Here is a 25300-nt window from a genome sequence, read left to right as displayed (position 1 = left end):
GTTGGGTAACAAGAAAAGGAAGATAAGCGAAGAAGAACAAAACCCTAATTTTTGACACATCCCTGATTTCAGCATACTGAAACCCTTCCCTTCTCAAGAAGGGAGCACCATGTTCCCCTCTGGAGAGGGGCGGGGGTGTGTTGTTCTCGATACGCCCCGAATTTTATTCGGGACACTCGAACTGACGAAAACGGTACCTTGCTACCGCAAGGTTGTATCTAGTGGTTGGGTAAACAAGAAAGTAAGATATGCTAAGAAGAACAAAACCCTAATTTTTGACACATCCCTGATTTCAGCATACTGAAACCCTTCCCTTCTCAAGAAGGGAGCACCATGTTCCCCTCTGGAGAGGGGCAGGGGTGTGTTGTTCTCGATACATCCCGAATTTCATTCGGGGCACTCGAACTGACAAAAAGCTAGATGGATATTAAACAGAGATACTCACCCCATTCCCAGAAACATTCTTATCGGAATCAAAATAGAAATCAACACGGCCCAAATTAAGCCCGTAAGCCCCTACTTGGTTTACCAAAACGGAATCTCCGTTTAAATTGGTACGTATCTCTGGTTTATCTAAAAAAGTATGGGTATGCCCGCCAATGATCAAATTAGTGTGGCGGGTGTTTTGTGCAAGCCTAATGTCGGAGGGTCGTTGGGGATTTTCATAATCGTATCCCAAATGGGAAAGGCAGATGATCAAATCGCAGTTTTCCTCTTCTTTAAGCTTCCGTTCCTGGTCAATAGCAATTTCATAAGGATCTAAATAAACCGTTTCCTTGTACAAGCGTTTGGTTACCAGTCCGTCCAATGCTATGCCCAGACCGTAGACTCCAATTTTAATACCATCCAGTTGGTATATGTTGTTGGGCTTCACAAAACCGTCCAATACCGTATTGGAAAAATCGTAGTTGGCAGAGAGCAGATCAAATGTACCGTTCGGGATCTGCGCTAGCAGCCCATCCACTCCATTGTCAAAATCGTGGTTGCCAATGGTGGCGGCATCGTATTTGAGCTTGCTCATCAACTTAAATTCCAGCTCTCCTCCATAGAAATTAAAGTAAGGGGTGCCCTGGAAGATATCGCCAGCATCAAAAAGGAGCGTATTGGCATTTTCATTTCGGATTTGTTCCACCAAAGTGGCCCTACGGGCGACGCCCCCCAAATTGGCATACCGGCTATCGGTACTGGGAAAAGGGTCAATATGGCTGTGCACATCATTGGTGTGCAAAATGGTGATGTGTTTTCTGCCCAACGCCGAACAGGAATTAAGGCCAAACCCTCCTAGTCCAACCAAGGTGGAGGCAGCTGCCGTCTGACTTAGAAAATCTCGTCTTTTCATCTAGTTTAATTGAATAAATCGGTCATCCACTTGGGCGGTAACGGTATCTATCTTTTTCAAATGGTCAATAATGGCGTTTCTAACCAAATAACCCGTATCGTGCACAGAAACCATATCACTGAAAAAACCAATACTGGGGCCGCCTTGCACCAAATAGTCCGAGGTGGCCACATGGTAGTTTTTGTTTTCGTCAAAAGGGCTTCCGTTAATGTTCACGGATTCCAAATGCCCTGTTTTATCCAAAATAATTTGCATACCCGCAATGGCATGTATTCGGGAAGAATTGATCAAAAAGCTGATCAGTTTTCGCATAGCTGTGCCATCCAGTTCCACTACGGAGATATAATTCTCAAAGGGCATGACTTCAAAAGCATGTCTGGCGCTTACGTTCCCTGCCGAAATTATAGAACGGATACCGCCACGGTTCATGATGACAAAGTCCAATTCTTTTCCCGTTTGTTTTTGGAATAGGGGAGCGGTCTCCTCCAAAAGTACATCCGCCATAAAATTGCCCATGGAGGTATTTCGGGGACCATCATCCAAGTTAATGTCTTCAGGAGCAAAGGCCAAGGTACTGTCCAAAACCTCATTGATTCTAGTTCTGTAAGGGGTTACAAAAGATGCAATGGAATCTACAGGAGCAAGAATGCTATCTATGGGTACTTGTTTTCCATCAATTTTTGAGAGCTGTGGTTTTCCCTGATCACAGGAAACCAAAATACAAATTGTTAAGAATAAAACAATTTGTTTGATTTTTAAAACACTCACTGGCGTATCTTTGTTTTAAGGAGTCAAGGTAGATTAATTACCTTTGTAAAAATGCATAAAAATAATGTTTTTAAAAGGGCTCCAGGATAAATTTAAAGTTAAATCGGGACAAAAATACCTGCAGGATGAAATGCAGAAGCCTGCTACCATTGTGGAGCGGAGCAAAGGCATAAGTAGTATTGGCTGCATTGTGGATGTGGACAATTTTGGAAATGCGGAGGTGTTTTATGAGTTGATAGACGAGTACGAGCTTAGACCGAATGCCATTAAGATTATAGGTTATAAAAGGGAGTACGATAAAAACTCACCCTATGCCATTCAAATTTTTTCCGATAAGGATCTAGGTTGGAAAGGCGAAATTGAAAATGGGTATGTGCTGGAGTTTTTGGGCAGGGAATACGATCTTTTGCTCAATTACTACCAAGAGGATAATTTAATGATGAAACTCCTCTCCGTGAAAACCCAAGCCCGACTCAAGGTTGGATTTGGAACCTTAGACCCCAAGATCAACGATTTGATTTTAAATACGTCCTTAAACGATTTTGACTTGTTCAAAAGTGAATTAAAGAAATATTTAAAGGTTTTAAAAGAATTGTAATGGAGCAATTATTGGGCACGGGAGTCGCGTTGGTTACCCCGTTCAAAGAAGATTTTTCAGTGGATGCCGCTGCCTTGGAACGCATCGTTGAGCATTGTATTCAGGGAGGTATTGACTATTTGGTGGCCTTGGGAACCACGGCGGAATCGGCTACATTGTCCAAATCTGAAAAGCAGTTGGTCGCTGATGTGGTCGTTCGTGCCAATGCAGGAAGGTTGCCATTGGTTTTGGGCGTTGGCGGAAACAACACCGCTGCAGTTGTAGAGGACCTCAGAACTTTGGATCTTTCGGAATTCACGGCCATATTATCTGTATCACCCTACTACAATAGGCCAACCCAAGAAGGGATTTACCAGCATTTTAAGGCCATTGGTGAAGCATCTCCAATACCCATAGTAATGTACAATGTGCCTGCAAGGACAGGGAGCAATATGTTACCGGAAACCACGGTAAGGTTGGCAAAGGATGTTCCAAATATTGTGGCCATCAAGGAAGCCTGTGGTGATATGGTTCAGATCGATCAGATCATAAAGGAAAAACCAGACGACTTTTTGGTTATTTCCGGGGACGATTTCACAGCTTTGCCCACTGTTTTGGCCGGAGGCTCTGGAGTAATTTCTGTTTTGGGCCAAGGGTTACCGGCAGGTTTCTCTAAAATGATTGAACAAGGGCTGCAAGGTAAATCAGATGAGGCCTATGAATTGCACCATGCTCTTTTGCCCGCCATGCAGCTTATTTTTGAAGAAGGCAATCCAGCTGGAATCAAGAGTATATTTGAGTCTCTGGGGCTTTGTTCTGCTGTTGTGCGTTTGCCATTGGTTGAGGCTTCCCTGGGCTTAAAAAACAAAATTGCCACCTATCTGAAGTCGCACAACAAGGTGCATGCATAAGCTGCGTTAAAACTTAGCCAAAACCTTAGCAGGAAGCTGCTCGGACACTTATTTTTGGAAGTGGATTTCTATTTTTTAAATCCATTGATTATCACTAATTTTGCAAAATGTTTTTGAAAATGAGGTCGATTCTTCCTTTACTCTTTGCCGCAATTTTGTTTTCATCCTGTAGTGAGTACCAGAAAGTGCTTAAAAATGAGGATGTAAAGGCTAAATATGATTTGGCCCAGAAATACTATGACGAAGGAGATTATAAAAGGGCAAAAAGATTGTTTGAGCAGATTGCGCCCCGTTATGTTGGCAAACCACAAGGAGAGCGGGTAATGTTCTTTTTTGCGGACTCCTATTTCAAAACCAAGGATTATTACCTATCTGGATACCAGTTTGAGCGATTTATAAAATCATATCCGAGAAGTGATAAGATTCAGGAAGCTTCCTTTTTAGGGGCAAAGAGTTATTATGAATTGTCTCCAGCCTATTCGTTGGATCAAACGGATACTGACAAGGCCTTGGCCAAACTACAGACCTTTATCAACACCTATCCAGAATCGGAATTTTTTGAAGAGGCGAATGCCATGGCCAAGGAGTTGACCTCCAAAAAGGAAAGAAAGCAAATAGAGATAGCCAAGCAGTTCAACAAGTTGGGGAAATTCAACTACCCCATCTTGATTTCGGCCATTACTGCCCTGGATAATTTTATTTCCGATAACCCTGGTTCCATTTATAGGGAAGAAGCACTCTATTATAGAATAGAGGCGGCTACCAATTTGGCGGTTAACAGTACAGAGAACAAAAAGCAGGAACGTCTGGAAGATGCATTGTCTGCGTATAACAATTTGTTCAGGTATTTTCCTGAGACCCAATTTAAAAAGAAAGCGGACGATCTGTCCGAAAAAATACAGAAAGAGTTGAGTGTATACACTAGCTCCAAATAACATTTTAAACTATCCGTAAATGCAAGATTTGAAAAACACCAAAGCTCCCGTTTCTACCGTGACCCACAACAGGAACGAATTTGATGAGAAAACGGACAACATTTATGAAGCCATTTCCATTGCGTCCAAGCGAGCCATCCAAATCAATTCTGAAATAAAGAAGGAATTGTTGGAAAAGTTGGAAGAATTCGCCACCTACAGCGATAGCTTGGAAGAAGTTTTTGAAAACAAGGAGCAGATAGAAGTTTCCAAGTTTTACGAAAAGCTTCCAAAGCCCCATGCTTTGGCAGTAATGGAGTGGTTGGAAGACAAAATCTACTACAGAAACACAGAGAAAGACGCCTAAGAAATGCTTAGCGGTAAAAATATTCTTTTGGGCGTTACCGGGGGAATTGCCGCATACAAGACCACATTTCTTGTTAGGTTACTGATAAAAGCTGGTGCCAAGGTCAAAGTTGTAATGACCAAGAGTGCCGGCTCTTTTGTTTCTCCCCTTACTTTGTCCACCTTGTCCAAAAATCCGGTGCTGTTGGATTTTGTGAACGAGGAGGACGGAAGTTTATCATGGAACAATCATGTGGAACTGGGCCTGTGGGCAGATTTTATGATTATTGCCCCGGCCACCGCCAATACACTGTCCAAAATGTCCCAGGGCATTTGTGACAACCTGTTGTTGGCGACCTATCTTTCAGCCAAGTGTCCGGTCTTTTTTGCACCTGCCATGGATTTAGACATGTACAAACACCCGTCTACGGCAACCTCTTTGGAGAAACTGACTTCCTTCGGAAACAAAATGATTCCAGCCGAATCTGGAGAATTAGCCAGTGGACTGCATGGGGAAGGACGCATGGCAGAGCCGGAAAATATTCTTGCGTTTATCCAAAACGAATTATCACAGGACTTGCCCCTCAATGGCAAGAAAGTTTTGATCACGGCTGGCCCTACTCATGAACCCTTGGATCCTGTTCGATTTTTGGGTAATCGTTCCTCGGGAACCATGGGTTTTGAATTGGCTAAAAAGGCAGCTAATTTGGGAGCAAAAGTTATTTTGGTGGCTGGCCCTACCAGCTTGACAGCGGATCATGATTCCATTCAGTTGATTCGAATTACTTCGGCCCAGGAAATGTACGATACCTGTCATAAACATTTTGGGGATGTGGATGTAGCCATTGCAGCAGCAGCTGTGGCGGACTACAGACCCAAACATGTGGCACAAGAAAAAATGAAAAAGAAGGATGGAGACCTTCAAATTGAATTGGAACGAAACCCAGACATCCTTTTATCACTTGGCGAGCGCAAGGACAAACAGTTTTTGGTGGGCTTTGCCCTGGAAACGGAAAACGAGCTTGAAAATGCCAAAGGCAAGTTGATGCGCAAAAATTTGGACGCTATTGTATTGAACTCGCTTAAGGACGATGGCGCTGGTTTTGGAGGTGGCACCAACAAAATTACCTTTATCGATAAGAATTCCGGGATTAAAACGTTTGGATTGAAGACAAAGTCCGAAGTTGCTTCGGACATTTGGGAAGAAATTATCTCCAGAATCCATGCATAGGATCATTATACTCGTTTTTTTGTTTTTCATTGCACAAATCTCGTTTGCGCAAGAACTGAATTGTACGGTAACGGTCAACTCTGACCAGGTGAGTCAGACCAACCAGCAGATATTTAGGACGTTGGAACGTTCGCTCAACGATTTTGTGAACAAAAACAAGTGGACCAATCGTGTGTATCGGGAGAATGAACGCGTCAATGCCAGGATGTTCATTACGGTCTCGCAGTATGAATCGGACCGGTTTGAAGCCAACATCCAGATTCAATCTTCCCGCCCTGTGTTCAACACCTCCTATGAAAGTCCCATCTTCAATTATAAGGATGATGCTTTCAACTTCCAATACCAGGAATTTCAGCCTTTGGTATACAACGAGAATGTCTTTGATTCCAACTTGGTAGGCGTTATCACCTATTATGTGTATGTGATTTTAGGCCTGGATGCGGATACCTTTTCTTTGGAAGGAGGTGATGAAATGTTCCGTAAGGCGCAGAATATTGTCACCCAGGCACAGGGTTCCAATTTTTCAGGCTGGAACCAAGAAACTGGGGAACGTTCCAGATTTGAATTGGTGGACAATTTAATGAGCAACTCCTTTAGGGAGTATCGGATTGCCATGTACAACTACCATAGAAAGGGGATGGATATTTTGGGTGACAACAATAGCACTGGCAAACAGGTAATTGCTGGAAGCATGCGTTTGTTTGAGACTTTGATCAAACGCCGACCCAATGCTTTTTTGATCCAAACTTTTTTTGATGCCAAGTCCGAGGAAATTAGAAATATCTTCTCCGATGGCCCCAAGGTGGACATTGTAAAACTCAAGGAAACCTTGAATCGGGTGGCACCATTTTATTCCAATACCTGGAACGAAATAAATTACTAGTCCATTTCTCCAAAGAGCTATATCTTTACGGGGAAAATCCGCTAAGTTGCTAACAAATCTTTCCATTCAGAACTATGCATTGATTGATGATGTGAACGTGCAGTTCGCAGCTGGATTTACTACCATTACAGGCGAGACTGGAGCTGGAAAATCCATCTTATTGGGTGGACTTTCTTTGGTTTTGGGAAAGCGGGCGGATTTAACCTCCTTAAAAAACCAAGCGCAAAAGTGTATTATTGAAGCTGAGTTTGACATATCCAAATACAGCTTGGAAGATTTTTTCCGGTCCCATGACTTGGATTACGAACACGATACCATTTTACGCCGAGAAATTTTACCCAGCGGAAAATCCCGCGCCTTTGTAAATGATTCGCCAGTTACTTTGGATATCCTTAAAGGATTGGGGGAACGTTTGGTGGATGTTCATTCACAGCATCAAACCCTACGCTTGACCGAAAATGATTTTCAACTTAAGGTAGTGGACGCCCTAGCAGGAAACCAGGATAACCTGCATAACTATAGAACCCACTTGGAGATGTATAGAAAGGTATCCAAGGAATTAAGGGAACTCCAGAAATTTCAAGCCAACTCCAATAAAGAACACGATTATAACAGTTTTTTGTTGAAAGAATTGGAAGCCGCATCGCTTAAAGAAGGAATCCAAGAGGCATTGGAGATGGAATATGAGCAGTTGAACAATGTGGAGCAAATTATGGAGCAATTGTCCCAAGGACATCAACTGCTTAATGACGAGCAATTGGGGTTATTGGGGAGAATGGCCGATTTAAAACGCAGCTTTCAACATTTAGCGGATTTTGGTGATACCTATACCAAGCTAAATGAACGGGTGCAATCCATTTTTATTGAAATGGACGATGTGGCAGGAGAATTGGAAGTATTGAAGGACGGGGTAGAGGCCAATCCTGAGCGTTTGGAGGCCGTAAACGGTCAGCTTCAGCTATTATATGACCTTCAAAAAAAGCATCAGGTAAATTCTGTTGCAGAACTACTTGCCATCAAGAAGGATTTAAGCGCGAAAGTGGATGCTGTAGAAAATATTGAGTCCAATATCTTGGAAAAAGAACAAGAACTACAGCTGGTAGCAAAGAAAGCGGACACTTGGGCGGCAAAAATCACAGAGGCCAGAAACAAGGCCATCCCCAAGCTAAAACACACCCTTCAGGAAAACCTGTACGCATTGGGAATGCCCTCGGCTACCTTCAAAATAGAGATACATCCTTCGGATGCCCTCAAATCCAACGGAAAAGATGACCTAATATTCCTGTTCTCCGCTAACAAGGGTTCAGAATATGGGGAGTTAAAGAAAGTAGCATCTGGCGGTGAATTATCCAGGATCATGCTCACTATAAAATCCCTGCTGGCGCAATTTGAACAATTGCCCACCATGATGTTCGATGAGATAGACACCGGTGTTTCAGGAGAAATATCGAACCGCATGGGAGAGATTATGAAACAGATGAGCCAGACCATGCAAGTTTTTTCCATTACCCACTTGCCCCAGGTTGCCTCCAAGGGAAGTCATCAATTTAAGGTTTTTAAAGAGGAAAGTGCATCTGGCACCAGTACCCGAATGAAGCATTTGAACGAGGAAGAACGGGTAAAGGAGCTGGCAGAAATGTTAGGAGGGAAAACGCTTTCGGATTCGGCTTTGGCACATGCCAAGCAATTATTGCAATAGGAAATGTCCACGGTTGTGGAACTTCGACTAGAGCGGATAAAAATCAATTAGATTAAATATCTTTGCCGCTAAACCAAACAATACAATAAGAATGGCATACAATCTTTTAAAAGGTAAGCGAGGAATCATTTTTGGAGCCTTGGATGAAAACTCCATAGCTTGGAAGACTGCAGAGCGTGTTCATGAGGAAGGTGGAACTTTTGTGCTAACCAATGCACCCATAGCCATGCGAATGGGGCAAATCAAAGAACTTGCTGCAAAGACCAATTCGGAAATTATTCCGGCAGATGCCACAAGCGAGGAGGATTTGCAAAATTTGGTAAGCCAATCCATGGAAATTTTGGGAGGTAAATTGGATTTTGTGCTGCACTCCATAGGAATGTCGGTAAACGTACGTAAAGGACGTGCCTATACGGATGAAAAATACGATTTCACTACCAAGGGTTGGGACGTTTCCGCACTTTCGTTCCATAAGGTAATGCAAACCCTGTTTAAGGCGGATGCCATGAATGAATGGGGGAGTATTGTAGCCTTGACTTATATGGCGGCCCAGCGTACGTTCCCAGATTATAATGATATGGCCGACAACAAAGCCTATTTGGAATCTGTGGCCAGAAGCTTTGGTTATTTCTTCGGGAAAGAGAAGAAAGTAAGGGTCAACACCATATCCCAATCCCCAACCCCAACAACTGCCGGGCAGGGTGTAAAGGGCTTTGGTGGATTTATCAACTATGCCGAGAAAATGTCGCCATTGGGAAATGCATCAGCGGCGGATTGTGCAGATTATACCATCAGTCTGTTTTCCGATTTAACCCGAAAAGTGACCATGCAGAACCTGTTCCACGATGGTGGTTTCTCCAATACTGGGGTTAGCCAAGAAGTCATTGATGAGTTCAGCGAATGATATTAAAATAAGATAGCGGAGGCCATCCTTGTTTGGGATGGCTTTTGTGTTTAAGGATGAACCTGTATTTCTCCATAATAGTCCCGGTTTACAATAGACCCGATGAGGTACGCGAACTGCTGCAAAGTTTGCAACAGCAAGAATTCACGAATGACTTTGAGGTGGTTATCGTGGAGGACGGTTCTTCGGAAAGGTCTGATGATATTGTAGAAGGATTCAATGAAAATCTGAATATTTCCTATTATTTCAAACCAAATTCAGGCCCAGGGGATTCCCGAAATTTTGGAATGCAAAAGGCTAAAGGAAATTATTTTATCATTTTGGATTCCGATTGCATTTTGCCTCCCCAATATCTGGTTGAGGTTGAAAAAGAGCTCAACGCCAATTTTGTACATTGCTTTGGAGGTCCCGATGCGGCGCACGAGTCGTTTACAACGGTTCAGAAGGCCATCAACTATGTAATGACCTCAGTATTTACCACAGGTGGAATCCGAGGAGGAAAGAAATCTGTTGGCAAATTCCAGCCACGAAGTTTTAATATGGGCATTTCCAAAACTGCATTTGAAAAAGTAGGGGGGTTTGGGAGGATACATCCCGGGGAAGACCCAGACCTGACCTTTCGTATTTGGAAGGCCGGTTTCGATTCCAGATTGTTTCCAAAAGCCTTTGTTTACCACAAACGCCGGATTGACTGGAACAAATTCTATATTCAGGTAAATAAATTTGGAAGTGTACGGCCCATTTTAAACCAATGGCATCCTGGTACCGCCAAAATGACCTATTGGTTCCCAAGTTTTTTTATGTTGGGACTGATTATCTCTATTGTGCTGCTGATTGCTAAAATTTACCTGCCCTTACTGTTGTATGGTGTCTATTTTGCCCTTTTGTTTGTAGGTGCGGCAGTCCAAAACAAGAATCTTGTGGTTGCTATTTACGCCATTTTTGCGGCACTTACCCAATTCACGGGATATGGTTTGGGTTTCCTTAAATCCACAATCTTGCTTAATTTTAGTAAGAAGGAACCAGAGGAGCTGTTTCCAAAATTGTTCTTCAAACGAAAATCATAGTGGTCAAAAAATTCTTGCAAGGCCTAAATAGAAGAAAAGTAAAAGTGTTTTTCATCTTTTTACTGTGTTCCTTCCTTGCTTGGTTTTTAAGTAACCTATCCGAGTCCTATGAATCCAGGGTCAATTTTGATTTGAATTACAGGAACTTACCAGACACCTTACTGTTGGGGAACAATGCCGTTAATACCATGGAGGCTAAACTTCGAACCAGTGGATTTCAGTTTCTGTACTATAAGTTTTGGAACAAAAGGGTCAATGTAAATTTGGGAGAGGTTCAATATAGGAACGGAAGATACATGCTATCAGAAGATGCCCTTAAAAAACAAATTGAACAGCAATTGTCCCAGAATATTTCACTCTTGGATTTGGATAGAAGACAGCTAACGGTAGACCTATATCAGGTAAACTCCAAGGAGGTGCCTATAGTGGCCCAACTGGATGTGCAGTTTGCACAAAACTTTATTTTGGATGGGGAACCTACCATCAAACCTGCAACGGTAACTGTAAAAGGCCCTAAAAAAGAGATTGATACCATAAGACATATTTTCACTTCCAAATTGGAAATGGCCCAAGTCTCCTCTGATTTTTCCGAAGAAGTACTTTTGGTATTCCCCAGAAACTTGGTCAACAGTATTTTTTCTACCAATAGGGTGGAAGTGTCCGGTACTGTCGTGAAATTTTCCGAAGAAGTTTTTGAGGTGCCTATAAAGGTGGTGAATCTTCCGGAAGGGTACCAAATCAAAACCTTTCCCAACTCCGTTTCTGTGTTGTGCAAGGCAACCGTGGAACGGTTAAAATCCCTTTCCGCTGATGATATCAAAATCATTGCAGATTATAGGCAACTGAGAAATTCCGATAGCAACGAATTGTTCCTGGAAATTCTGGAAACCCCTGAAAAAGTATATGATCTAAGGCCCTTGGTCAATAAGGTTAATTTTGTATTGGAACAACAATGAGGATTGTAGGGCTAACAGGGGGTATTGGGAGTGGCAAAAGCACAGTGGCTGAAATGTTCAGGGCACTGGGAATTTCGGTCTATGATTCAGATCTGGAAGCCAGAAATCTGATGTCTAATTCTGTCCAAGTGAAAGAAGCTATCGTGGAATTGCTGGGAGAGACATCCTATGAAGACGGAGTTTTGAACAGGGCTTTTGTGGCTTCCAAAGTATTTACCCAGCCAGAACTGTTGAAGGCCCTTAATGGGATAGTACATCCGGCCGTACGGAAGCATTTTACCCAATGGGTTGCGGAACAGGAAGGTCCATATGTGATTCAGGAAACTGCTTTGATTTTTGAAAACGGGATGCAGGACAACTACGATCACATTATTTTGGTAACAGCTCCCCAAGAAATTAGATTGGAACGGGTAATGCGCAGGGACCAAGCTAAAAAAGAACAGGTTTTGGATCGCATGCGCAACCAACTGGAAGATGCTAAAAAGAAAGATTTATCACACTTCATAATTGACAATTTGGATTTGGAAAATACGCGCCAACAAGTGATAAAACTTCATGAAACACTTGCTAATCAAGCAAATTGAAATATCATTTTAACATTTTTGTTAAGGTTAGGTTAAACGATAAAAGGCCTAAATGTTAAATTTCTAATTTTACCCCAATGAACAAGAAGTTATTTGTTCTTCTCGTCATTCTTATGAGCTTGTCCCTTATCGGGATAATTTTTGTTCAAGTATACTGGATAAGAACTTCGATAAATGACAAGGAGGAGCAATTCTCAAGAACGGTCACCGATATACTGGATAGAGTAGCGAGTAGGGTGGAGAAAAGGGAGATGAAGGATTATTCAGATCGTTTGGCTTCCTTGGTAGATAGTGTTGGGCAACCGAAAACCACACAGTTCAGAAATTTTTTGTTTGTTGATAGGGATTTGAATTCTGATGAGATTCTCTTCTACTCCCATGGAATTTTGGAAGAGGATTACAATATATCATCAACGTTCTTTGATAATAATTTACAGGGGGATGTGGATTCCACAACCATTACCAATTTCACCAGTAAACGGACAAAGGCCGTGTTTAAGGAGGAATATGGTTTGGACGGGAAAAGTTATAGCCTAACGCCCATTCAACGAGCTGAAAAAATTGGCGGACTTTCCAGTATTGAGAAATTGGCGATGGAGGATGTTTTCATGGAATACGCCAAAAGTCAGCCTATTCATAAACGGGTAAGCACCCAAGAGCTGGAACTATTGTTGAGCCAGGAATTGGCGGACAGGAACATTGACGTTGACTATGAGTACGGAGTTTATAGCCAGGGGTATCCTACCAAGATTAGATCCAAAAAGTTCAAGTTCTCGGAATCGAAAATGTATGAGTCCAGGATTTTTAAGGACAGTGAAGGGCAGACCAGTTTTTCATTATTGCTTACATTTCCATCCATGAACAAGTTTTTGTTCCAGTCCATTATGGGCATGGCACTCTTATCACTGATTTTCACCTTGGTGATCATGGTTGCCTATTCCAGTGCAATTTATCAATTGATAAAGCAGAAGCAGATTTCAGAGATCAAGACCGACTTTATCAACAACATGACCCATGAGTTCAAAACTCCCATAGCGACCATTAATTTGGCGGTGGAGGCCATTCGAAATCCGAAATCCATTGAAGATAAGGACAAAGTGTTAAGGTATCTGGGAATGATCAAGGATGAAAATAAACGGATGCACGCCCAGGTTGAAAATGTGCTTCGGATATCCAAACTGGAGAAAAATCAGCTGGACATTAGTAAAGATCGGGCGGATGTTCACGAGATTGTAGAAGACGCCATTACCCATATTGAACTGATTGTTGCAGATAGAGGCGGATATGTGAACGCGCATTTGGATGCGGAACGATCAGAAATTCTGGCAAACGACACGCATTTTACCAATGTTATTGTGAATATGTTGGACAATGCCGTCAAATATTCACCAGAATCTCCCAAAATTGATGTATTTACGGAGGTGGTAAAGAACAACATCATTATCAAAATTCAAGACCAAGGTGCGGGAATGAGCAAGGCGGTCCTTAAAAAAGTGTTTGAGAAGTTTTACCGGGAACATACCGGCGACATACATAATGTAAAAGGTCATGGCTTGGGTTTGGCCTATGTTAAACGAATAATAGAAGATCATCAGGGAGAGGTTTATGCAGAAAGTGAAAAAGGAAAAGGAAGTACTTTCTACATAAAACTACCCTTAATTTAGAAAATATGGAGACAGAGAAAAAGAAAATTCTTTTAGTGGAGGACGACCCCAATTTTGGGATTGTACTCAAGGATTATTTGTCCATGAACGACTTTGATGTTGTGTTGGCCAAAAATGGCATGGAAGGGTTTGAAAAGTTCAAAAAGGACAATTATGACGTGTGCATCCTGGATGTCATGATGCCTTATAAGGATGGATTCACCCTGGCTCGTGAAATACGGGAAAAGAATGAAAACGTTCCAATCATTTTCCTCACGGCCAAGACCATGAAAGAAGATGTACTAAAAGGATATAAGGCTGGAGCCGATGATTATTTGAACAAACCATTTGATTCTGAGGTGTTGTTGATGAAACTTAAAGCAATACTTCAAAGAAAAGCGTCCAGTACATTGGCAGACAGCAAGCAATTTGAATTTCAAATTGGTAATTTCCACCTAAATTCAAAACTTAGGTTCCTCACTTATTTGGAAGAAGAGCCTATTAAATTGTCTCCTAAGGAAAATGAATTGTTGCGTTTGCTTGCATTGCATGAAAATGACTTAATGCCGAGGGAATTGGCATTGACCAAAATCTGGAGGGACGATAATTATTTTACTTCCCGAAGTATGGACGTATACATTGCCAAACTAAGGAAATATTTGAAGCGTGATGATGTAGTCGAAATTCTGAATATTCACGGAGAAGGATTTAGATTGGTGGTCAAAGCGGAAAATCAATAGAAAACACACTATATATAATCAACCACCCAATTGGGTGGTTTTTTTATGCCAAAAATCTATTTAATGAGGGTTCTGGCATATTGAGTTGACCAACAGAGAAATGTGATTTGTGTCAGGTCGAGCGCAGTCGAGACCTATTTGAAAAACTAAGGTTCAATGACTTCTCGACTGCCTCCCTTTCAGAAGACACGGCGCTCCAAGTGATAAATCATAAATACAGAGATTGAATGCCAGAATGATGATTCCTTACAACGAACTTGCGTTATTCAAGCTGTTGGATGACCTGTTGGAGTATTTCTTCCGGTTTTAAAGCAATGGATACCGTGATCGCATCCTCCGGGGGCTCCAAGGTATCAAACTGGGACTGCAGTAGTGTGGAGGTCATAAAGTGCCCCTTGCGGTTCTCCAACCTAGATTTTATTAATTCAAAGGAGCCTTCCAAAAATACAAATGCCAGTTTTTCGTTCATTCCTTGCCTCAACAAATCCCGATAACTTTGTTTTAATGCCGAGCATGCGATAACGGCTCCCGTCTTTTGGTGTTCTTTGGACAATTCATTTAATCGGATCAGCCAACCTTGTCGGTCATGATCATTTAAGGGTTGACCAGCGGACATTTTTTTAACATTGGCTTCTGGATGATAGTCATCGCCATCAAAAAATGGGATTCCCAGTTGTTTGGAAAGCATGGTCCCAATGGTTGACTTACCCGTTCCAGATACTCCCATGACAATCAATACCGTTATCTTACCCACTTTGTATTCTTTTTAATTCAATATTGATTTTCTTAGAGATTTCCTTGATATCCGTATCAAAATCCACCCATAGAATGTTCTCATTTTTCCGTAACCAGGTAAGCTGTCTTTTGGCAAATCTCCTGGTATTTTTTTTGATTTCAGAGATGGCGAAATCCAAATCGACCTCACCATCAAAATACTCAAAAAGTTCCCTATAGCCAACAGTTTGCAGGGCATTTAGATGCTTATGGGGGTACAAGGTTTTTGCTTCTTCCAACAATCCATGTTCCATCATAATGTCAACACGCTCGTTGATACGATTGTATATGACCTCACGATCTGCCTGTATTCCCACATACAAGGTTTGAAAGGGTCTAATGTCTTTTTTTTGTTTTAGAAAGGAAGAGTAGGGCTTACCGGAAGTGATACAAACTTCCAAAGCACGGATGAGCCGATGAGGATTGCCCAAATCCACCATTTGATAGTATTTCACGTCCTTAGACTTCAGTTCGGATTGCAAGGCTTCCAATCCTTCCGTTTCCAATTTTTTGTTTAAGAAGTCGCGAATTGACGGATTTACTTTTGGGAATTCGTCCAAACCTTGAACAACTGCATCCACATAAAGACCACTTCCACCCACCATAACCGCAACATCCTTGGATTGAAAAAGTTCTTCGAGTTTGGTTAATGCATTCCGTTCAAAATCGCCTACAGAATAGGGTTCTTTAATGCTCTTATGCTGAATAAAATGGTGAGGAACGGTATTGAGTTCGGCTTTGGAAGGCACCGCGGTACCTATTCGCATCTCCTTGAAAAACTGACGTGAATCCGCAGAAAGGATTTCGGTGTTAAAATGTTGGGCAAGATGTATACCCAGGGCGGTCTTTCCAATTGCGGTAGGCCCTACCACGGCAATCAAGGTCTTGGAATTCATAATAAATCGCCGCAGTTATAACAGTTGGTGGCATCGTCCCTATGTCCTTCTGCGGAACAGCTGGGACAAGCTTGGGTATTGGCATGCACCACACTGGCAGCTGTTTGTCCCATTTTATGCCTAGAAAATTCAACGGTGACGATTCCCGTTGGAACGGCAATGATTCCGTAACCCAAAATCATAATTACGGTGGCCAAAAACTGTCCCAAGTTGGTTTGTGGGGCAATGTCGCCATAACCTACGGTGGTCAGGGTTACTATAGTCCAATAGATACTTCTGGGAATGCTGGTAAATCCGGCTTCGTCACTTTCTATCAGGTACATTACGGTTCCCATGATTACGGAAAGGATGAGGACCACATAGATAAAAACGGCAATTTTGGCCCTGCTTGCCTTTAATGCAGCCTTTAACTGGGAGGCTTCGCCCATAAATTTGACCAACTTTAGAATCCTGAAAATCCGAAGCAACCTAAAGGCCCTTACAGCCAATAACACCTGTGATCCAGCCAAGATGTAGGAGAGATATAGTGGAATGGTGGAGATAAAATCGATAATACCATAAAAACTGAAAACATACTTCCAAGGCTTCTTTATGCTAATAAGTCTTGCGATGTACTCCAGGGTAAAAAAGATGGTAACCACCCATTCCAGTGTCAGCAGAATTGTATGGTAATGCAGGTCTATTTCCTTGACGCTCTCCAGCATTACCAAAATCACGCTGAGTACAATTAAAATAACCAGAACTAAGTCAAACAGTTTGCCCAGTGGGGTATCGGCCTCATAAATAATCTCATGAAGTGTGTTTTTCCAACCGGAATGTACTTTATATGCTTTCAAGCGGTAGGGGTTAACTCCAAAACCTTGAGCCTACTGTTTTTTCTTAGGTGCGATTCTACAATAAATGTAGTATTCTCATCACTGGTCATAGGGGTTATAATGGATTCTAAGATATGAATATTATTTATTTGATGGTTGAGTTCCACATATCCAAAACCTTTTAGGATGCCCCCTTTGATCAAGATGAAACTACGTTCACCCACTTCGCGGCCTTTGTCCAAAATAGCAATATTCTTGTCCAATAGGCTGTATTTTTGGAATGCCGAACTGGCTTTTTGGTTGTAAACTGGGGCATTTTCAATATTGGTGCACATTTGGGCGCATCCATTTTGACTGTGTTTGCATTCAACATCCAGCCCAAGTGAAGAGGGACAAATCGCAAACTCTTCACTAATTTTTGCCAGAAAATTCTTGGCCGAAACCACTCCGCTAAACCCTAAGTTCTGCTTCTTTCGAAATTTGTTTTTTACAATTTCAATTTCAATATGTGGGGTGCCGTTTTGATGGAAATTAATGACATGGGAAAACAACTTCTTTTTGGCAATGCTATTATGCCTGGGATTGTTGTTTCGCAATTCCTGATACTCTTTGAGAATGGCCACCAGTTCGCTGCCAGTTCGTTCAAAGGAGACCTTTCTGGTTTCCTTCTGGAGTTTACGGGCCAGTTGTCCCACATTGGTAAAGTGCTGGTTGACCCTTTTCTTGGCATTCTTGGTCTTTCCCAGAAAAATAATTTCTCCCTCTTTATCGTGCATGTAATACACTCCGGTTTCAGAGGGTAGGTCGGACACAATATCCAGTTGGGTGGGCGAGAGTTCTCCTTCGGTTTCTTTACGAATTACCTCTTTGACAATGGACTTGCTTAAATCCTTATCCAACAGCATTTTAAACAATTTAAGGGTAGCTATGGCATCGCCATTGGCTCTGTGCCTATCGCTCATGGGAATCCCGAGCGATCTTACCAATTTGCCCAAACTATGGGATTCTGCATCGGGCAACAGTTTTTTGGAGAGATCTACCGTGCAAAGAGTCTTTCGTTGAAAGTCATATCCCAATCTTCTGAATTCGGTTCTTAGAATTCTATAATCAAATTGGGCATTATGTGCCACCAGAATGGCTCCTTCCGTTATTTCCACAATGCGTTTGGCCACTTCATGGAATTTTGGAGCGGTACGCAGCATTTTATTGTTGATACCAGTTAGTTTGGTGACAAAAGGCTGTATTTCCCTTTCTGGATTGATGAGGCTCATGAATTTATCCACCACCTGATGTCCATCATATTTGTGGATTGCAATTTCCATGATTCCCTCTTCGTTGTATTTACCTCCGGTGCTTTCTATATCGAGTACGGCGTACATGAATTTGGTTGGAAAAAAGGGATTAGTTATAATTCCGTGCTCCAAAGATACTACTTCCTATGCGCACCATAGTACTACCTTCCTCTATGGCAATGGAATAATCCCCGCTCATACCCATGGAGAGGATTGAAATTTGAGGTAATTGCCCCTGCACTTTATCATAAATGGATTTCAAATGGGCAAATTCCTTTCGTATCTGGTTCTGATCATCAGTAAAGGTGGCCATCCCCATTAACCCCTTGATTTGAATATGCTCTAGTTGGGTAAAGGTTTCTGAGGATATAATTTCATGTAGCTCCTGTTCATCCAAACCAAATTTGGTGGATTCTTCGGCAATATGGGTCTGTAAAAGACAAGGGATAACCCTATTGTGCTTTTTAGCCTGTTTATTAATTTCAATAAGAAGCCGTAAACTATCCACCCCATGAATCAATGAAACAAACTCGACCATATATTTTACCTTATTCCGTTGAACATGACCGATCATGTGCCATTCAATATCCTTGGGGAGTTGCTCCCACTTTTGGGCCATTTCCTGGATTTTGTTTTCCCCAAAAACCCGCTGGCCAGCCTCGTAGGCCTCCAGTATGGTCTCAACAGGTTTGGTTTTGGAAACGGCTACCAAGGTAATGTGCTCTTGCAGCCCACTTTGTATTTGACTGAGGTTTTCTGCTATTGACATGTGGGCAAAATTAACAAAGGATATCCAAATTGGATACCCTTATTTCTAAGTTAAGCTCTTTATTCATAATCCGCTTAGGTACTAAAAATATGACTTTTATGGAACTAATCCATCAGTTCTATGCTGACGCTCGAATAGTATTTTTCAGTTCCTTCTTGAACTTTAGCACAAGAAATGCTACTATAAGGGATAAGTATATGTACTATGCCATCAGTAACTTCAACGGAAGTTTCCCCTAAGATAAATTTTGCGGTCTTTGGATTCAAATCTACCTGGTTTTTGTGAAACTTAACATTGTTGTTACTTGGGTTTTTCACTCCCAATGAACCACGTTCAATAAAGACAAGTTCAAAATCGGAAGGGTCATATTTACCAAAAAAATGCTCCATTTCTTCTTTGGAAACTTGACTATAAGAATTACTTACAGCTAAAAACATGGTTAACATCACTAATAGATTAATCTTCCTCATAATAAATGATTTGGTTAAAAATGAATATTAAATAATGAGGTCGATCTAACAATTGCTGAGGTAGGTGCAATTGGTTTACATTGTAAAGAAAGCAATTTTATCTATAGATTCAAAATTCATAGATAGCCAACCCACTACGGAGTTTGGGTTCAATATAAGTACTTTTGGGGGGCATTACCAGACCGGCATCCGCAATGGCCTTGATTTCTTCAATGCTAGTGGGCACCAAACTAAAGCCTACGGCAAAATTTCCACTGTCTATGGCATTTTTCATTTGAATGACGTTGTGTTTGCCATAACCATAAGAAATACGTTTATCGTTCCTTAAATCATGAATTCCCAGGATAGGTTCCAAAATGGTCTTATATAAGATTTGAGTATCCAGTTCGCTAAGGGCATCGGTAAACTCATAGACTTTTTTGCGCAAATAGAGGGAATAGAACTCCCCATCCAAACACATGCTAAAGTGATGTTTTTGGCTGGGCTTATAAAGCCCATCGTCTTTCTTTTCAATCCTGAAAAGTTCGTCCAATTGAATCAAAAATTCCTCCTTGGAATGACCATTCAAGTCCTTTACCATACGGTTGAACTCGTAGATTTTGATGGCTGTTTCTGGAATGAGATAAGCCATAAAATAGTTGTAGGCCTCATTTCCCGAATGTCCGTCGTTTTTAGCTTTTTTCTTCTCAGCCAATAGGTGGGAAGATGCACTTCTATGATGACCATCCGCAATGTAAAGTGCATCCATATCTTCAAAGGCATTTTGAAGCTGCTTTATGGCTGAGGAATCCTCAATTTTCCATAGCTGATGATTATACTTGTCCGTAGTGGTAAAATTGTAAACAGGAGTTTTGGAAGCCTCTGCGCCCAAAAGTGCACTGATAGTGGAATCATCGGCATAGGTCATCAATACCGGTTCTGCATTGAATCCTACGGTATCCAAATAATCAGCAAACAGTTTTTCCCTGCGCTGAATGGTATCCTCGTGTTTTCGGATAACGTCGTTCTGATAGTCCAAGACGCTGCAAGCACAGAAAAACCCCAGGGTCTTGAAACTACCCTTGGATATCTGATACAGGTAAAAACAAGCTTCTTCATCCTTAAGGAAAATATTGTCCTCCAAAAATTCCAAATACCGATTGTGAACCAACCTGAACCGTTCTTTTCCTGAAATATTTTTATGGAACTTAAACCCTGGATTGAGAATATGTAAAAAAGAAAAGGGATTGTACTTTAAAACCGACCTAAGCTCGTCCTTTGAATATTCCTCATAGGAGCGAGTAGCCACAAATGAAGCTTTATCCTCGGCAGGGCGAATGGCTTTAAAAGGTTTAATGACGGCCATGCCTAGCTAAATTGTTTCGCAACTTTTTCCGCCTTTCTGGACTCCGAGTAGTCATAGAATCCTTCCCCGGATTTTACACCAAGTTTACCCGCCATAACCATGTTCACCAGTAGGGGACATGGGGCATATTTTGGGTTTTTGAACCCATCGTACATGACCTTTAATATGGACAAACACACGTCAAGTCCTATAAAGTCTGCCAATTGCAACGGTCCCATGGGATGGGCCATGCCCAACTTCATTACGGTGTCTATTTCCTGTACGCCTGCCACTCCATTGTAAAGCGTTTCAATAGCTTCGTTGATCATGGGCATCAAAATACGATTGGCCACAAAACCAGGATAATCGTTGACCTCGGTTGGTGTTTTGCCCAATTTTGAAGAGAGGTCCATAATGGTGCGGGTAACTTCATCTGAAGTGCTATATCCGCGGATGATCTCCACCAATTTCATAATAGGCACTGGATTCATAAAATGCATCCCAATGACCTTCTCGGGTCTATGGGTAGCTGCGGCAATTTGAGTTATGGAAATGGAGGAGGTATTGGTGGCCAGCAGGGTTTTAGCGTCGCAGATTTCATCCAGTTCCTTAAAAATGCCCAATTTAATGTCCAGATTTTCGGTGGCTGCTTCAACTACCAAATCCACTTGGGCCACGCCTTCCTTCAATACGGTAAAGGGTGTAATGTTTTCCAAGGTGTTTTTCTTGTCCTCTGTGGAGATTTTCTCCTTGGCAATCATGCGATCCAAGTTTTTGGCAATGTTTGCCAAACCCTTGTCCAAGGACGTTTGGGCGATATCAATAAGGTTGACTTGAAATCCATTTTGGGCAAAAACATGGGCTATTCCATTTCCCATGGTTCCAGCTCCAATCACAGCTATAGTTTTCATAAGGTAGTTTCTTTAAGCTTGTTCGAATTACTTTTCGAAGGATTCAATAATTTGTAAGGCCACACGAAGGGCTTGGGTTCCTTGTTCCAAGGTCACAATGGGTTCTGTGTCCATATTGATGGCATCTGCAAAGGTTTCCAACTCGTCCAAAATGGCATTGTTGGCTTGAATGTCAGGGTTTTCAAAATAGATTTGCTTCTTTTCTCCCTCCGCATTTTGCAAAATCATGTCAAAATCCCCAGGTTGTTTCGGGGCATCTTTCATCTTCACCACTTCCACCTTCTTCTCCAAGAAATCCACTGAGATGTAGGCATCCCTTTGGAAAAACCTTGATTTCCTCATATTCTTCAGGGAAATTCTACTGGAGGTAAGGTTGGCAACGCACCCGTTTTCAAATTCGATGCGTGCATTGGCAATATCAGGAGATTTGCTAATTACCGAAACCCCACTGGCATTGATTTGTTTCACATTGGAGTTGACCACACTTAAAATGGCATCGATGTCGTGGATCATGAGATCCAAGACCACAGGAACATCCGTTCCCCTTGGGTTGAATTCCGCCAAGCGATGCGTTTCGATGAACATGGGAGTGTTAATCTTATCCTTGACCGCCAAAAAAGCAGGATTGAATCGCTCTACATGCCCCACCTGTCCCTTGACTTTGTGGTGATTCACTAGTCCGAGCAACTGTTCGGCTTCATCCAGGGTGTTGGTAATCGGCTTTTCAATAAAGATGTGCCGTCCCCTTTCTATGGCTTTTTTGGCGCAATCAAAATGGGAAAGGGTAGGGGTAACAATGTCCACAACATCCACCAAATCAATTAATTTATTGATGTTTTCTATGTAGGAATAACCAAACTCGGCCGCTACTTTTTTAGCATTGATTTCATCGGGATCATAAAAACCAACAAGTTCGTATTTCTCCGATTCGTTTAAGAGCCTTAGGTGGATTTTACCCAAATGTCCGGCACCAAGGACGCCTACTTTTAGCATACCCATTGTTTTTGTCAAAAATAAGGATATGGCTCCACTCTTCCATGAAAATAAGCGGGCAACCCGCTATTAATTTTCAAGGGAACTTTTTAAATTCGTGGGCCAGACCAACACCATGAAAGATACACACAAACATAAGGGTATGCGTAACCAATTGGCCGATGTATTGGTGGTCAAGGGAATAGCCGACAAAAACGTTTTGGATGCTATCAGGACGATTCCAAGACATCTTTTTTTGGATAGTGGGTTTGAGGATCATGCCTATCAGGACAAAGCTTTTCCCATTGGGGCGGAACAGACCATTTCCCAACCTTACACGGTTGCGTTCCAAACAGAGCTTTTGCAGATTAAACCCAATGACAAGATTTTGGAAATTGGTACGGGAAGCGGGTATCAGACAGCTGTTTTGTTACACTTAAAGGCCAAAGTCTATACGATTGAGCGACAGCAAGAACTGTTTAAAAAGACCAAGTTGTTTTTCACCAAAATGAACTATAGGCCAAAAAAAGTCGTTTTTGGCGATGGCTACAAAGGTATGCCCGAGGAAGCTCCCTTTGATGGCATCATTGTAACAGCTGGAGCGCCAAAAGTACCCAAGGCTCTAATGTCACAATTGAAAGTAGGAGGAAAACTGGTGATTCCTGTGGGTGTGGACAGTCAGACCATGACTTTGTTCACCCGAAAATCTGAAAAGGAATTTGAAAAACAGGAGTTGGGAGCCTTTAGGTTTGTACCCTTGCTGGAAAACAAAAATTAACTTCCATTATCGGTTAAAGCTTTTTTTGATACGGGATAAATCGCGTTTGTTGTCCCTGTCCTTTATTGTTTCCCTTTTGTCGTACAATTTTTTACCCTTGGCCAGACCAATATTTACTTTGGCAAGCCCCTTTTCATTGATAAAAAGGTTGATTGGGATTATGGTAAGTCCAGAAGTGGTTACCTCCCTACGCAGTTTTTTTAGTTCTCTTTTATTGAGTAAAAGTTTGCGCTCTGCTTTGGGTTTGTGGTTGTAGTAACCTCCATGGCTGTACTCATCCACTTGCATGTTGATCACAAAAAGCTCCCCACGCTCATTGAATTCGCAAAAGCTCTGGGACAGCGATGCCTTGCCCAATCGGATGGATTTGATTTCGGTCCCGCCCAAAACTATTCCGGCCGTATAGGTGTCCAAAATTTCGTAATCGAATCTGGCTCGCTTGTTTTTTATGTTAATGTTTTTCTGCATTGGGACAAAAATAGAAACTCTTTGTAATGTTGTATTGAATTTTACGATTATCTATGAAACCGATTTTTATGAAACCTGTTTTTTTTGGATTGATTTTGGTGCTCACCCTGTCCTGTAAACAACAATCCAAAACCCAAATGACGGCCCAAGAAATTGTGGACAAATCCATTGAGGTCAGTGGTGGACTTTTGTACAAGACCCATGGAAGCTCATTCAAATTTAGAGGTAGAAAATACAGTTCGCGGATGGAAAATGGGAAGAAGGTTTTGGAACGCATCACCTATTTGGATTCAGTAATCGTCAAGGATGTTAAGACCAATTCCAATTTGAAACGCTATTTCAATGATTCCTTGGTGTCCTTACCCGATACCCTGGCATTCAAATATGCAAATTCTGTAAACTCGGTACACTATTTTTCGCGATTGCCTTACGGTTTGAACGACAGGGCGGTAAACAAAGAGCTTTTGGGAATCGAAGCCATCAAAGGAGTGCCCTATTTCAAGCTAAAGGTTACCTTTGAGCAAGAAGGGGGCGGGAAGGATTTTGATGACACTTACATCTATTGGTTTAACACCGAAACCTTTAAGGTGGATTATTTGGCCTATGACTATCATACTGATGGAGGAGGACAGCGTTTTAGGGAAGCGTACAATGAAAGATTTGTAGAAGGAATTCGCTTTGTGGATTACAATAACTTCAAGCCCAAAACAAAGGGAACACCCCTACTGGAAATTGGCAAAATGTTTGAAGAAGGTGGCTTGGAGCTACTGTCCAAAATCGAACTTACGGATATTGAAGTGACTCCCTGATCAATCTATTTGTAAACGAAGATCCGTGGCTTCCCCGTCAATGATTCGGACAATAAAAAGGCTACTGTTATCCGTATCATCCATGGGTTGATATTTATCAACTCCCAACATTTTATTGACAAAGTCCGGAGTGGTATTGCTGTGTCCCACCACCAGCACGCTCAATCGCTCGTTGGAACTCTTAAAAGCCTCAATATCCAGGGAGGCCGGATCATAATATTTTATGGGAATGTTCTTTTTCACGGAAGTAGGAGCAGCAGTCATGGAAGTGCGCTCATAATTGGTGGAATACACAGCATCCAAATCAATGGGATCAAACACCTCGGCCCATCTAATAGCTCGGTTTAAACCATCCTGATTCAATTCAGGATCTTTATTTTCAGGGTCGGTCCTGTCTTTTTCGGCATGCCTGATAAAATAAAATGTAGAAATCACGGGATCTTCTGTAATTTCCATATCTT

Annotated in this window: 28 protein-coding genes; 15 read left to right on the top strand and 13 right to left on the bottom strand. The window is 41.9% G+C overall.

The genetic code is table 11. From position 1 onward, the window contains the following. Positions 1-427: 427 nt before the first annotated feature. Together ACO6S0_RS09895 and ACO6S0_RS09890 are read right to left on the bottom strand one after the other, a co-directional pair. Positions 428-1339 carry a metallophosphatase gene (locus ACO6S0_RS09895; protein ID WP_422348225.1) on the bottom strand — a complete coding sequence of 304 codons (912 nt, stop codon included), beginning with the start codon at positions 1337-1339 and terminating at the stop codon, positions 428-430. Continuing rightward, positions 1340-2107, bottom strand: a complete 768-nt coding sequence (locus tag ACO6S0_RS09890) for a 5'-nucleotidase C-terminal domain-containing protein (protein WP_422348224.1) — start codon at positions 2105-2107, stop codon at positions 1340-1342. A gap of 64 nt (positions 2108-2171) precedes the next feature. Between ACO6S0_RS09890 and ACO6S0_RS09885 the strand changes: the two genes are divergently transcribed. From ACO6S0_RS09885 to ACO6S0_RS09825, 13 genes are all read left to right on the top strand, one after another. Beyond that, positions 2172-2705, top strand: a complete 534-nt coding sequence (locus tag ACO6S0_RS09885; RefSeq protein WP_422348223.1) for a DUF6913 domain-containing protein — start codon at positions 2172-2174, stop codon at positions 2703-2705. Next, a complete protein-coding gene (gene dapA / locus ACO6S0_RS09880; protein WP_422348222.1) occupies positions 2705-3595 on the top strand; it encodes a 4-hydroxy-tetrahydrodipicolinate synthase in 891 nt (296 codons plus the stop codon). The genes ACO6S0_RS09885 and dapA overlap by 1 nt, the downstream gene beginning before the upstream one ends. A 107-nt stretch (positions 3596-3702) precedes the next feature. Then, positions 3703-4530, top strand: a complete 828-nt coding sequence (locus tag ACO6S0_RS09875; protein ID WP_422348221.1) for an outer membrane protein assembly factor BamD — start codon at positions 3703-3705, stop codon at positions 4528-4530. Positions 4531-4549: 19 nt separating this feature from the next. Further along, positions 4550-4876: a DNA-directed RNA polymerase subunit omega gene (locus tag ACO6S0_RS09870; protein WP_097046104.1), complete on the top strand. Its 327-nt coding sequence runs from the start codon at positions 4550-4552 to the stop codon at positions 4874-4876. A gap of 3 nt (positions 4877-4879) precedes the next feature. After that, on the top strand, positions 4880-6085 hold the full coding sequence (coaBC, locus tag ACO6S0_RS09865; RefSeq protein WP_422348220.1) for a bifunctional phosphopantothenoylcysteine decarboxylase/phosphopantothenate--cysteine ligase CoaBC: 1206 nt from the start codon (positions 4880-4882) through the stop codon (positions 6083-6085). Then, complete coding sequence (locus tag ACO6S0_RS09860) at positions 6078-6968, top strand: DUF4835 family protein (protein WP_422348219.1); 891 nt, start codon at positions 6078-6080, stop codon at positions 6966-6968. The genes coaBC and ACO6S0_RS09860 overlap by 8 nt, the downstream gene beginning before the upstream one ends. 46 nt (positions 6969-7014) lie before the next feature. Beyond that, on the top strand, positions 7015-8667 hold the full coding sequence (gene recN, locus ACO6S0_RS09855; RefSeq protein WP_422348218.1) for a DNA repair protein RecN: 1653 nt from the start codon (positions 7015-7017) through the stop codon (positions 8665-8667). Between the two features lie 91 nt (positions 8668-8758). Beyond that, a complete protein-coding gene (locus tag ACO6S0_RS09850) occupies positions 8759-9571 on the top strand; it encodes an enoyl-ACP reductase FabI (protein ID WP_138833641.1) in 813 nt (270 codons plus the stop codon). 56 nt (positions 9572-9627) lie between these two features. Then, the gene (locus tag ACO6S0_RS09845; RefSeq protein WP_422348217.1) at positions 9628-10638 is read left to right on the top strand and encodes a glycosyltransferase; all 1011 of its coding nucleotides are present in this window, start codon (positions 9628-9630) and stop codon (positions 10636-10638) included. Then, on the top strand, positions 10638-11594 hold the full coding sequence (locus tag ACO6S0_RS09840; protein WP_422348216.1) for a YbbR-like domain-containing protein: 957 nt from the start codon (positions 10638-10640) through the stop codon (positions 11592-11594). Before ACO6S0_RS09845 ends, ACO6S0_RS09840 begins: the two co-directional genes overlap by 1 nt. Further along, complete coding sequence (coaE, locus tag ACO6S0_RS09835) at positions 11591-12178, top strand: dephospho-CoA kinase (protein ID WP_422348215.1); 588 nt, start codon at positions 11591-11593, stop codon at positions 12176-12178. Before ACO6S0_RS09840 ends, coaE begins: the two co-directional genes overlap by 4 nt. A gap of 77 nt (positions 12179-12255) precedes the next feature. After that, positions 12256-13842 (top strand): sensor histidine kinase, encoded by a 1587-nt coding sequence (locus tag ACO6S0_RS09830; protein WP_422348214.1) that lies wholly within the window; start codon positions 12256-12258, stop codon positions 13840-13842. 5 nt (positions 13843-13847) lie between these two features. Next, on the top strand, positions 13848-14561 hold the full coding sequence (locus tag ACO6S0_RS09825) for a response regulator transcription factor (RefSeq protein WP_420399972.1): 714 nt from the start codon (positions 13848-13850) through the stop codon (positions 14559-14561). A 262-nt stretch (positions 14562-14823) separates the two neighbouring features. Here the strand turns inward: ACO6S0_RS09825 and ACO6S0_RS09820 are convergent, their stop codons facing one another. From ACO6S0_RS09820 to ACO6S0_RS09780, 9 genes are all read right to left on the bottom strand, one after another. Next, on the bottom strand, positions 14824-15315 hold the full coding sequence (locus tag ACO6S0_RS09820) for a gluconokinase (protein ID WP_422348213.1): 492 nt from the start codon (positions 15313-15315) through the stop codon (positions 14824-14826). Next, the gene (miaA, locus tag ACO6S0_RS09815; protein ID WP_422348212.1) at positions 15308-16231 is read right to left on the bottom strand and encodes a tRNA (adenosine(37)-N6)-dimethylallyltransferase MiaA; all 924 of its coding nucleotides are present in this window, start codon (positions 16229-16231) and stop codon (positions 15308-15310) included. Before miaA ends, ACO6S0_RS09820 begins: the two co-directional genes overlap by 8 nt. Further along, positions 16228-17067, bottom strand: a complete 840-nt coding sequence (locus ACO6S0_RS09810; protein WP_422348211.1) for an ion transporter — start codon at positions 17065-17067, stop codon at positions 16228-16230. Before ACO6S0_RS09810 ends, miaA begins: the two co-directional genes overlap by 4 nt. Continuing rightward, a complete protein-coding gene (locus ACO6S0_RS09805; protein ID WP_422348210.1) occupies positions 17064-18425 on the bottom strand; it encodes an exonuclease domain-containing protein in 1362 nt (453 codons plus the stop codon). The genes ACO6S0_RS09810 and ACO6S0_RS09805 overlap by 4 nt, the downstream gene beginning before the upstream one ends. A 22-nt stretch (positions 18426-18447) precedes the next feature. After that, on the bottom strand, positions 18448-19107 hold the full coding sequence (locus ACO6S0_RS09800; protein ID WP_422348209.1) for a YggS family pyridoxal phosphate-dependent enzyme: 660 nt from the start codon (positions 19105-19107) through the stop codon (positions 18448-18450). Positions 19108-19211: 104 nt separating this feature from the next. Continuing rightward, positions 19212-19577 carry a hypothetical protein gene (locus tag ACO6S0_RS09795; RefSeq protein WP_422348208.1) on the bottom strand — a complete coding sequence of 122 codons (366 nt, stop codon included), beginning with the start codon at positions 19575-19577 and terminating at the stop codon, positions 19212-19214. 109 nt (positions 19578-19686) lie between these two features. After that, positions 19687-20922, bottom strand: a complete 1236-nt coding sequence (locus ACO6S0_RS09790) for a DUF1015 domain-containing protein (protein ID WP_422348207.1) — start codon at positions 20920-20922, stop codon at positions 19687-19689. Positions 20923-20924: 2 nt separating this feature from the next. Further along, positions 20925-21812, bottom strand: coding sequence for a 3-hydroxyacyl-CoA dehydrogenase family protein (locus ACO6S0_RS09785; protein ID WP_422348206.1), 888 nt, complete (start codon positions 21810-21812; stop codon positions 20925-20927). Positions 21813-21839: 27 nt separating this feature from the next. Further along, entirely contained in the window at positions 21840-22805 is a 966-nt protein-coding gene (locus ACO6S0_RS09780) for a Gfo/Idh/MocA family protein (RefSeq protein ID WP_422348205.1), read from the bottom strand. Between the two features lie 115 nt (positions 22806-22920). Between ACO6S0_RS09780 and ACO6S0_RS09775 the strand changes: the two genes are divergently transcribed. Then, a complete protein-coding gene (locus ACO6S0_RS09775; protein ID WP_422348204.1) occupies positions 22921-23562 on the top strand; it encodes a protein-L-isoaspartate(D-aspartate) O-methyltransferase in 642 nt (213 codons plus the stop codon). Between the two features lie 6 nt (positions 23563-23568). On the opposite strand, the gene smpB is transcribed toward ACO6S0_RS09775, so the two are convergent. Continuing rightward, complete coding sequence (gene smpB, locus ACO6S0_RS09770; RefSeq protein WP_422348203.1) at positions 23569-24030, bottom strand: SsrA-binding protein SmpB; 462 nt, start codon at positions 24028-24030, stop codon at positions 23569-23571. Positions 24031-24098: 68 nt separating this feature from the next. On the opposite strand from smpB, the gene ACO6S0_RS09765 reads away from it, so the two are divergent. Then, entirely contained in the window at positions 24099-24839 is a 741-nt protein-coding gene (locus tag ACO6S0_RS09765; RefSeq protein WP_422348202.1) for a DUF6503 family protein, read from the top strand. On the opposite strand, the gene ACO6S0_RS09760 is transcribed toward ACO6S0_RS09765, so the two are convergent. Further along, complete coding sequence (locus tag ACO6S0_RS09760) at positions 24840-25295, bottom strand: SixA phosphatase family protein (RefSeq protein WP_422348201.1); 456 nt, start codon at positions 25293-25295, stop codon at positions 24840-24842. Positions 25296-25300 lie beyond the last annotated feature (5 nt).

Origin of the sequence: Flagellimonas sp. (assembly GCF_965233845.1) — a bacterium.
Lineage (GTDB): Bacteria > Bacteroidota > Bacteroidia > Flavobacteriales > Flavobacteriaceae > Flagellimonas.
This window is presented reverse-complemented; position numbering and strand designations above follow the sequence as displayed.

What these genes read in the sequence shown, in the direction of transcription:
- ACO6S0_RS09860 (WP_422348219.1), top strand. Translation starts at nt 6,078, where the DNA reads ATGCATAGGATCATTATACTCGTTTTTTTGTTTTTCATTGCACAAATC.
- ACO6S0_RS09800 (WP_422348209.1), bottom strand. Translation starts at nt 19,107, where the DNA reads ATGTCAATAGCAGAAAACCTCAGTCAAATACAAAGTGGGCTGCAAGAG.
- ACO6S0_RS09805 (WP_422348210.1), bottom strand. Translation starts at nt 18,425, where the DNA reads ATGTACGCCGTACTCGATATAGAAAGCACCGGAGGTAAATACAACGAA.
- ACO6S0_RS09825 (WP_420399972.1), top strand. Translation starts at nt 13,848, where the DNA reads ATGGAGACAGAGAAAAAGAAAATTCTTTTAGTGGAGGACGACCCCAAT.
- ACO6S0_RS09790 (WP_422348207.1), bottom strand. Translation starts at nt 20,922, where the DNA reads ATGGCCGTCATTAAACCTTTTAAAGCCATTCGCCCTGCCGAGGATAAA.
- ACO6S0_RS09775 (WP_422348204.1), top strand. Translation starts at nt 22,921, where the DNA reads ATGAAAGATACACACAAACATAAGGGTATGCGTAACCAATTGGCCGAT.
- coaE (WP_422348215.1), top strand. Translation starts at nt 11,591, where the DNA reads ATGAGGATTGTAGGGCTAACAGGGGGTATTGGGAGTGGCAAAAGCACA.
- ACO6S0_RS09870 (WP_097046104.1), top strand. Translation starts at nt 4,550, where the DNA reads ATGCAAGATTTGAAAAACACCAAAGCTCCCGTTTCTACCGTGACCCAC.
- ACO6S0_RS09850 (WP_138833641.1), top strand. Translation starts at nt 8,759, where the DNA reads ATGGCATACAATCTTTTAAAAGGTAAGCGAGGAATCATTTTTGGAGCC.
- ACO6S0_RS09760 (WP_422348201.1), bottom strand. Translation starts at nt 25,295, where the DNA reads ATGGAAATTACAGAAGATCCCGTGATTTCTACATTTTATTTTATCAGG.
- ACO6S0_RS09795 (WP_422348208.1), bottom strand. Translation starts at nt 19,577, where the DNA reads ATGAGGAAGATTAATCTATTAGTGATGTTAACCATGTTTTTAGCTGTA.
- smpB (WP_422348203.1), bottom strand. Translation starts at nt 24,030, where the DNA reads ATGCAGAAAAACATTAACATAAAAAACAAGCGAGCCAGATTCGATTAC.
- ACO6S0_RS09765 (WP_422348202.1), top strand. Translation starts at nt 24,099, where the DNA reads ATGAAACCTGTTTTTTTTGGATTGATTTTGGTGCTCACCCTGTCCTGT.
- ACO6S0_RS09780 (WP_422348205.1), bottom strand. Translation starts at nt 22,805, where the DNA reads ATGCTAAAAGTAGGCGTCCTTGGTGCCGGACATTTGGGTAAAATCCAC.
- ACO6S0_RS09875 (WP_422348221.1), top strand. Translation starts at nt 3,703, where the DNA reads ATGTTTTTGAAAATGAGGTCGATTCTTCCTTTACTCTTTGCCGCAATT.
- coaBC (WP_422348220.1), top strand. Translation starts at nt 4,880, where the DNA reads ATGCTTAGCGGTAAAAATATTCTTTTGGGCGTTACCGGGGGAATTGCC.
- ACO6S0_RS09885 (WP_422348223.1), top strand. Translation starts at nt 2,172, where the DNA reads ATGTTTTTAAAAGGGCTCCAGGATAAATTTAAAGTTAAATCGGGACAA.
- ACO6S0_RS09895 (WP_422348225.1), bottom strand. Translation starts at nt 1,339, where the DNA reads ATGAAAAGACGAGATTTTCTAAGTCAGACGGCAGCTGCCTCCACCTTG.
- ACO6S0_RS09845 (WP_422348217.1), top strand. Translation starts at nt 9,628, where the DNA reads ATGAACCTGTATTTCTCCATAATAGTCCCGGTTTACAATAGACCCGAT.
- miaA (WP_422348212.1), bottom strand. Translation starts at nt 16,231, where the DNA reads ATGAATTCCAAGACCTTGATTGCCGTGGTAGGGCCTACCGCAATTGGA.
- dapA (WP_422348222.1), top strand. Translation starts at nt 2,705, where the DNA reads ATGGAGCAATTATTGGGCACGGGAGTCGCGTTGGTTACCCCGTTCAAA.
- ACO6S0_RS09830 (WP_422348214.1), top strand. Translation starts at nt 12,256, where the DNA reads ATGAACAAGAAGTTATTTGTTCTTCTCGTCATTCTTATGAGCTTGTCC.
- ACO6S0_RS09785 (WP_422348206.1), bottom strand. Translation starts at nt 21,812, where the DNA reads ATGAAAACTATAGCTGTGATTGGAGCTGGAACCATGGGAAATGGAATA.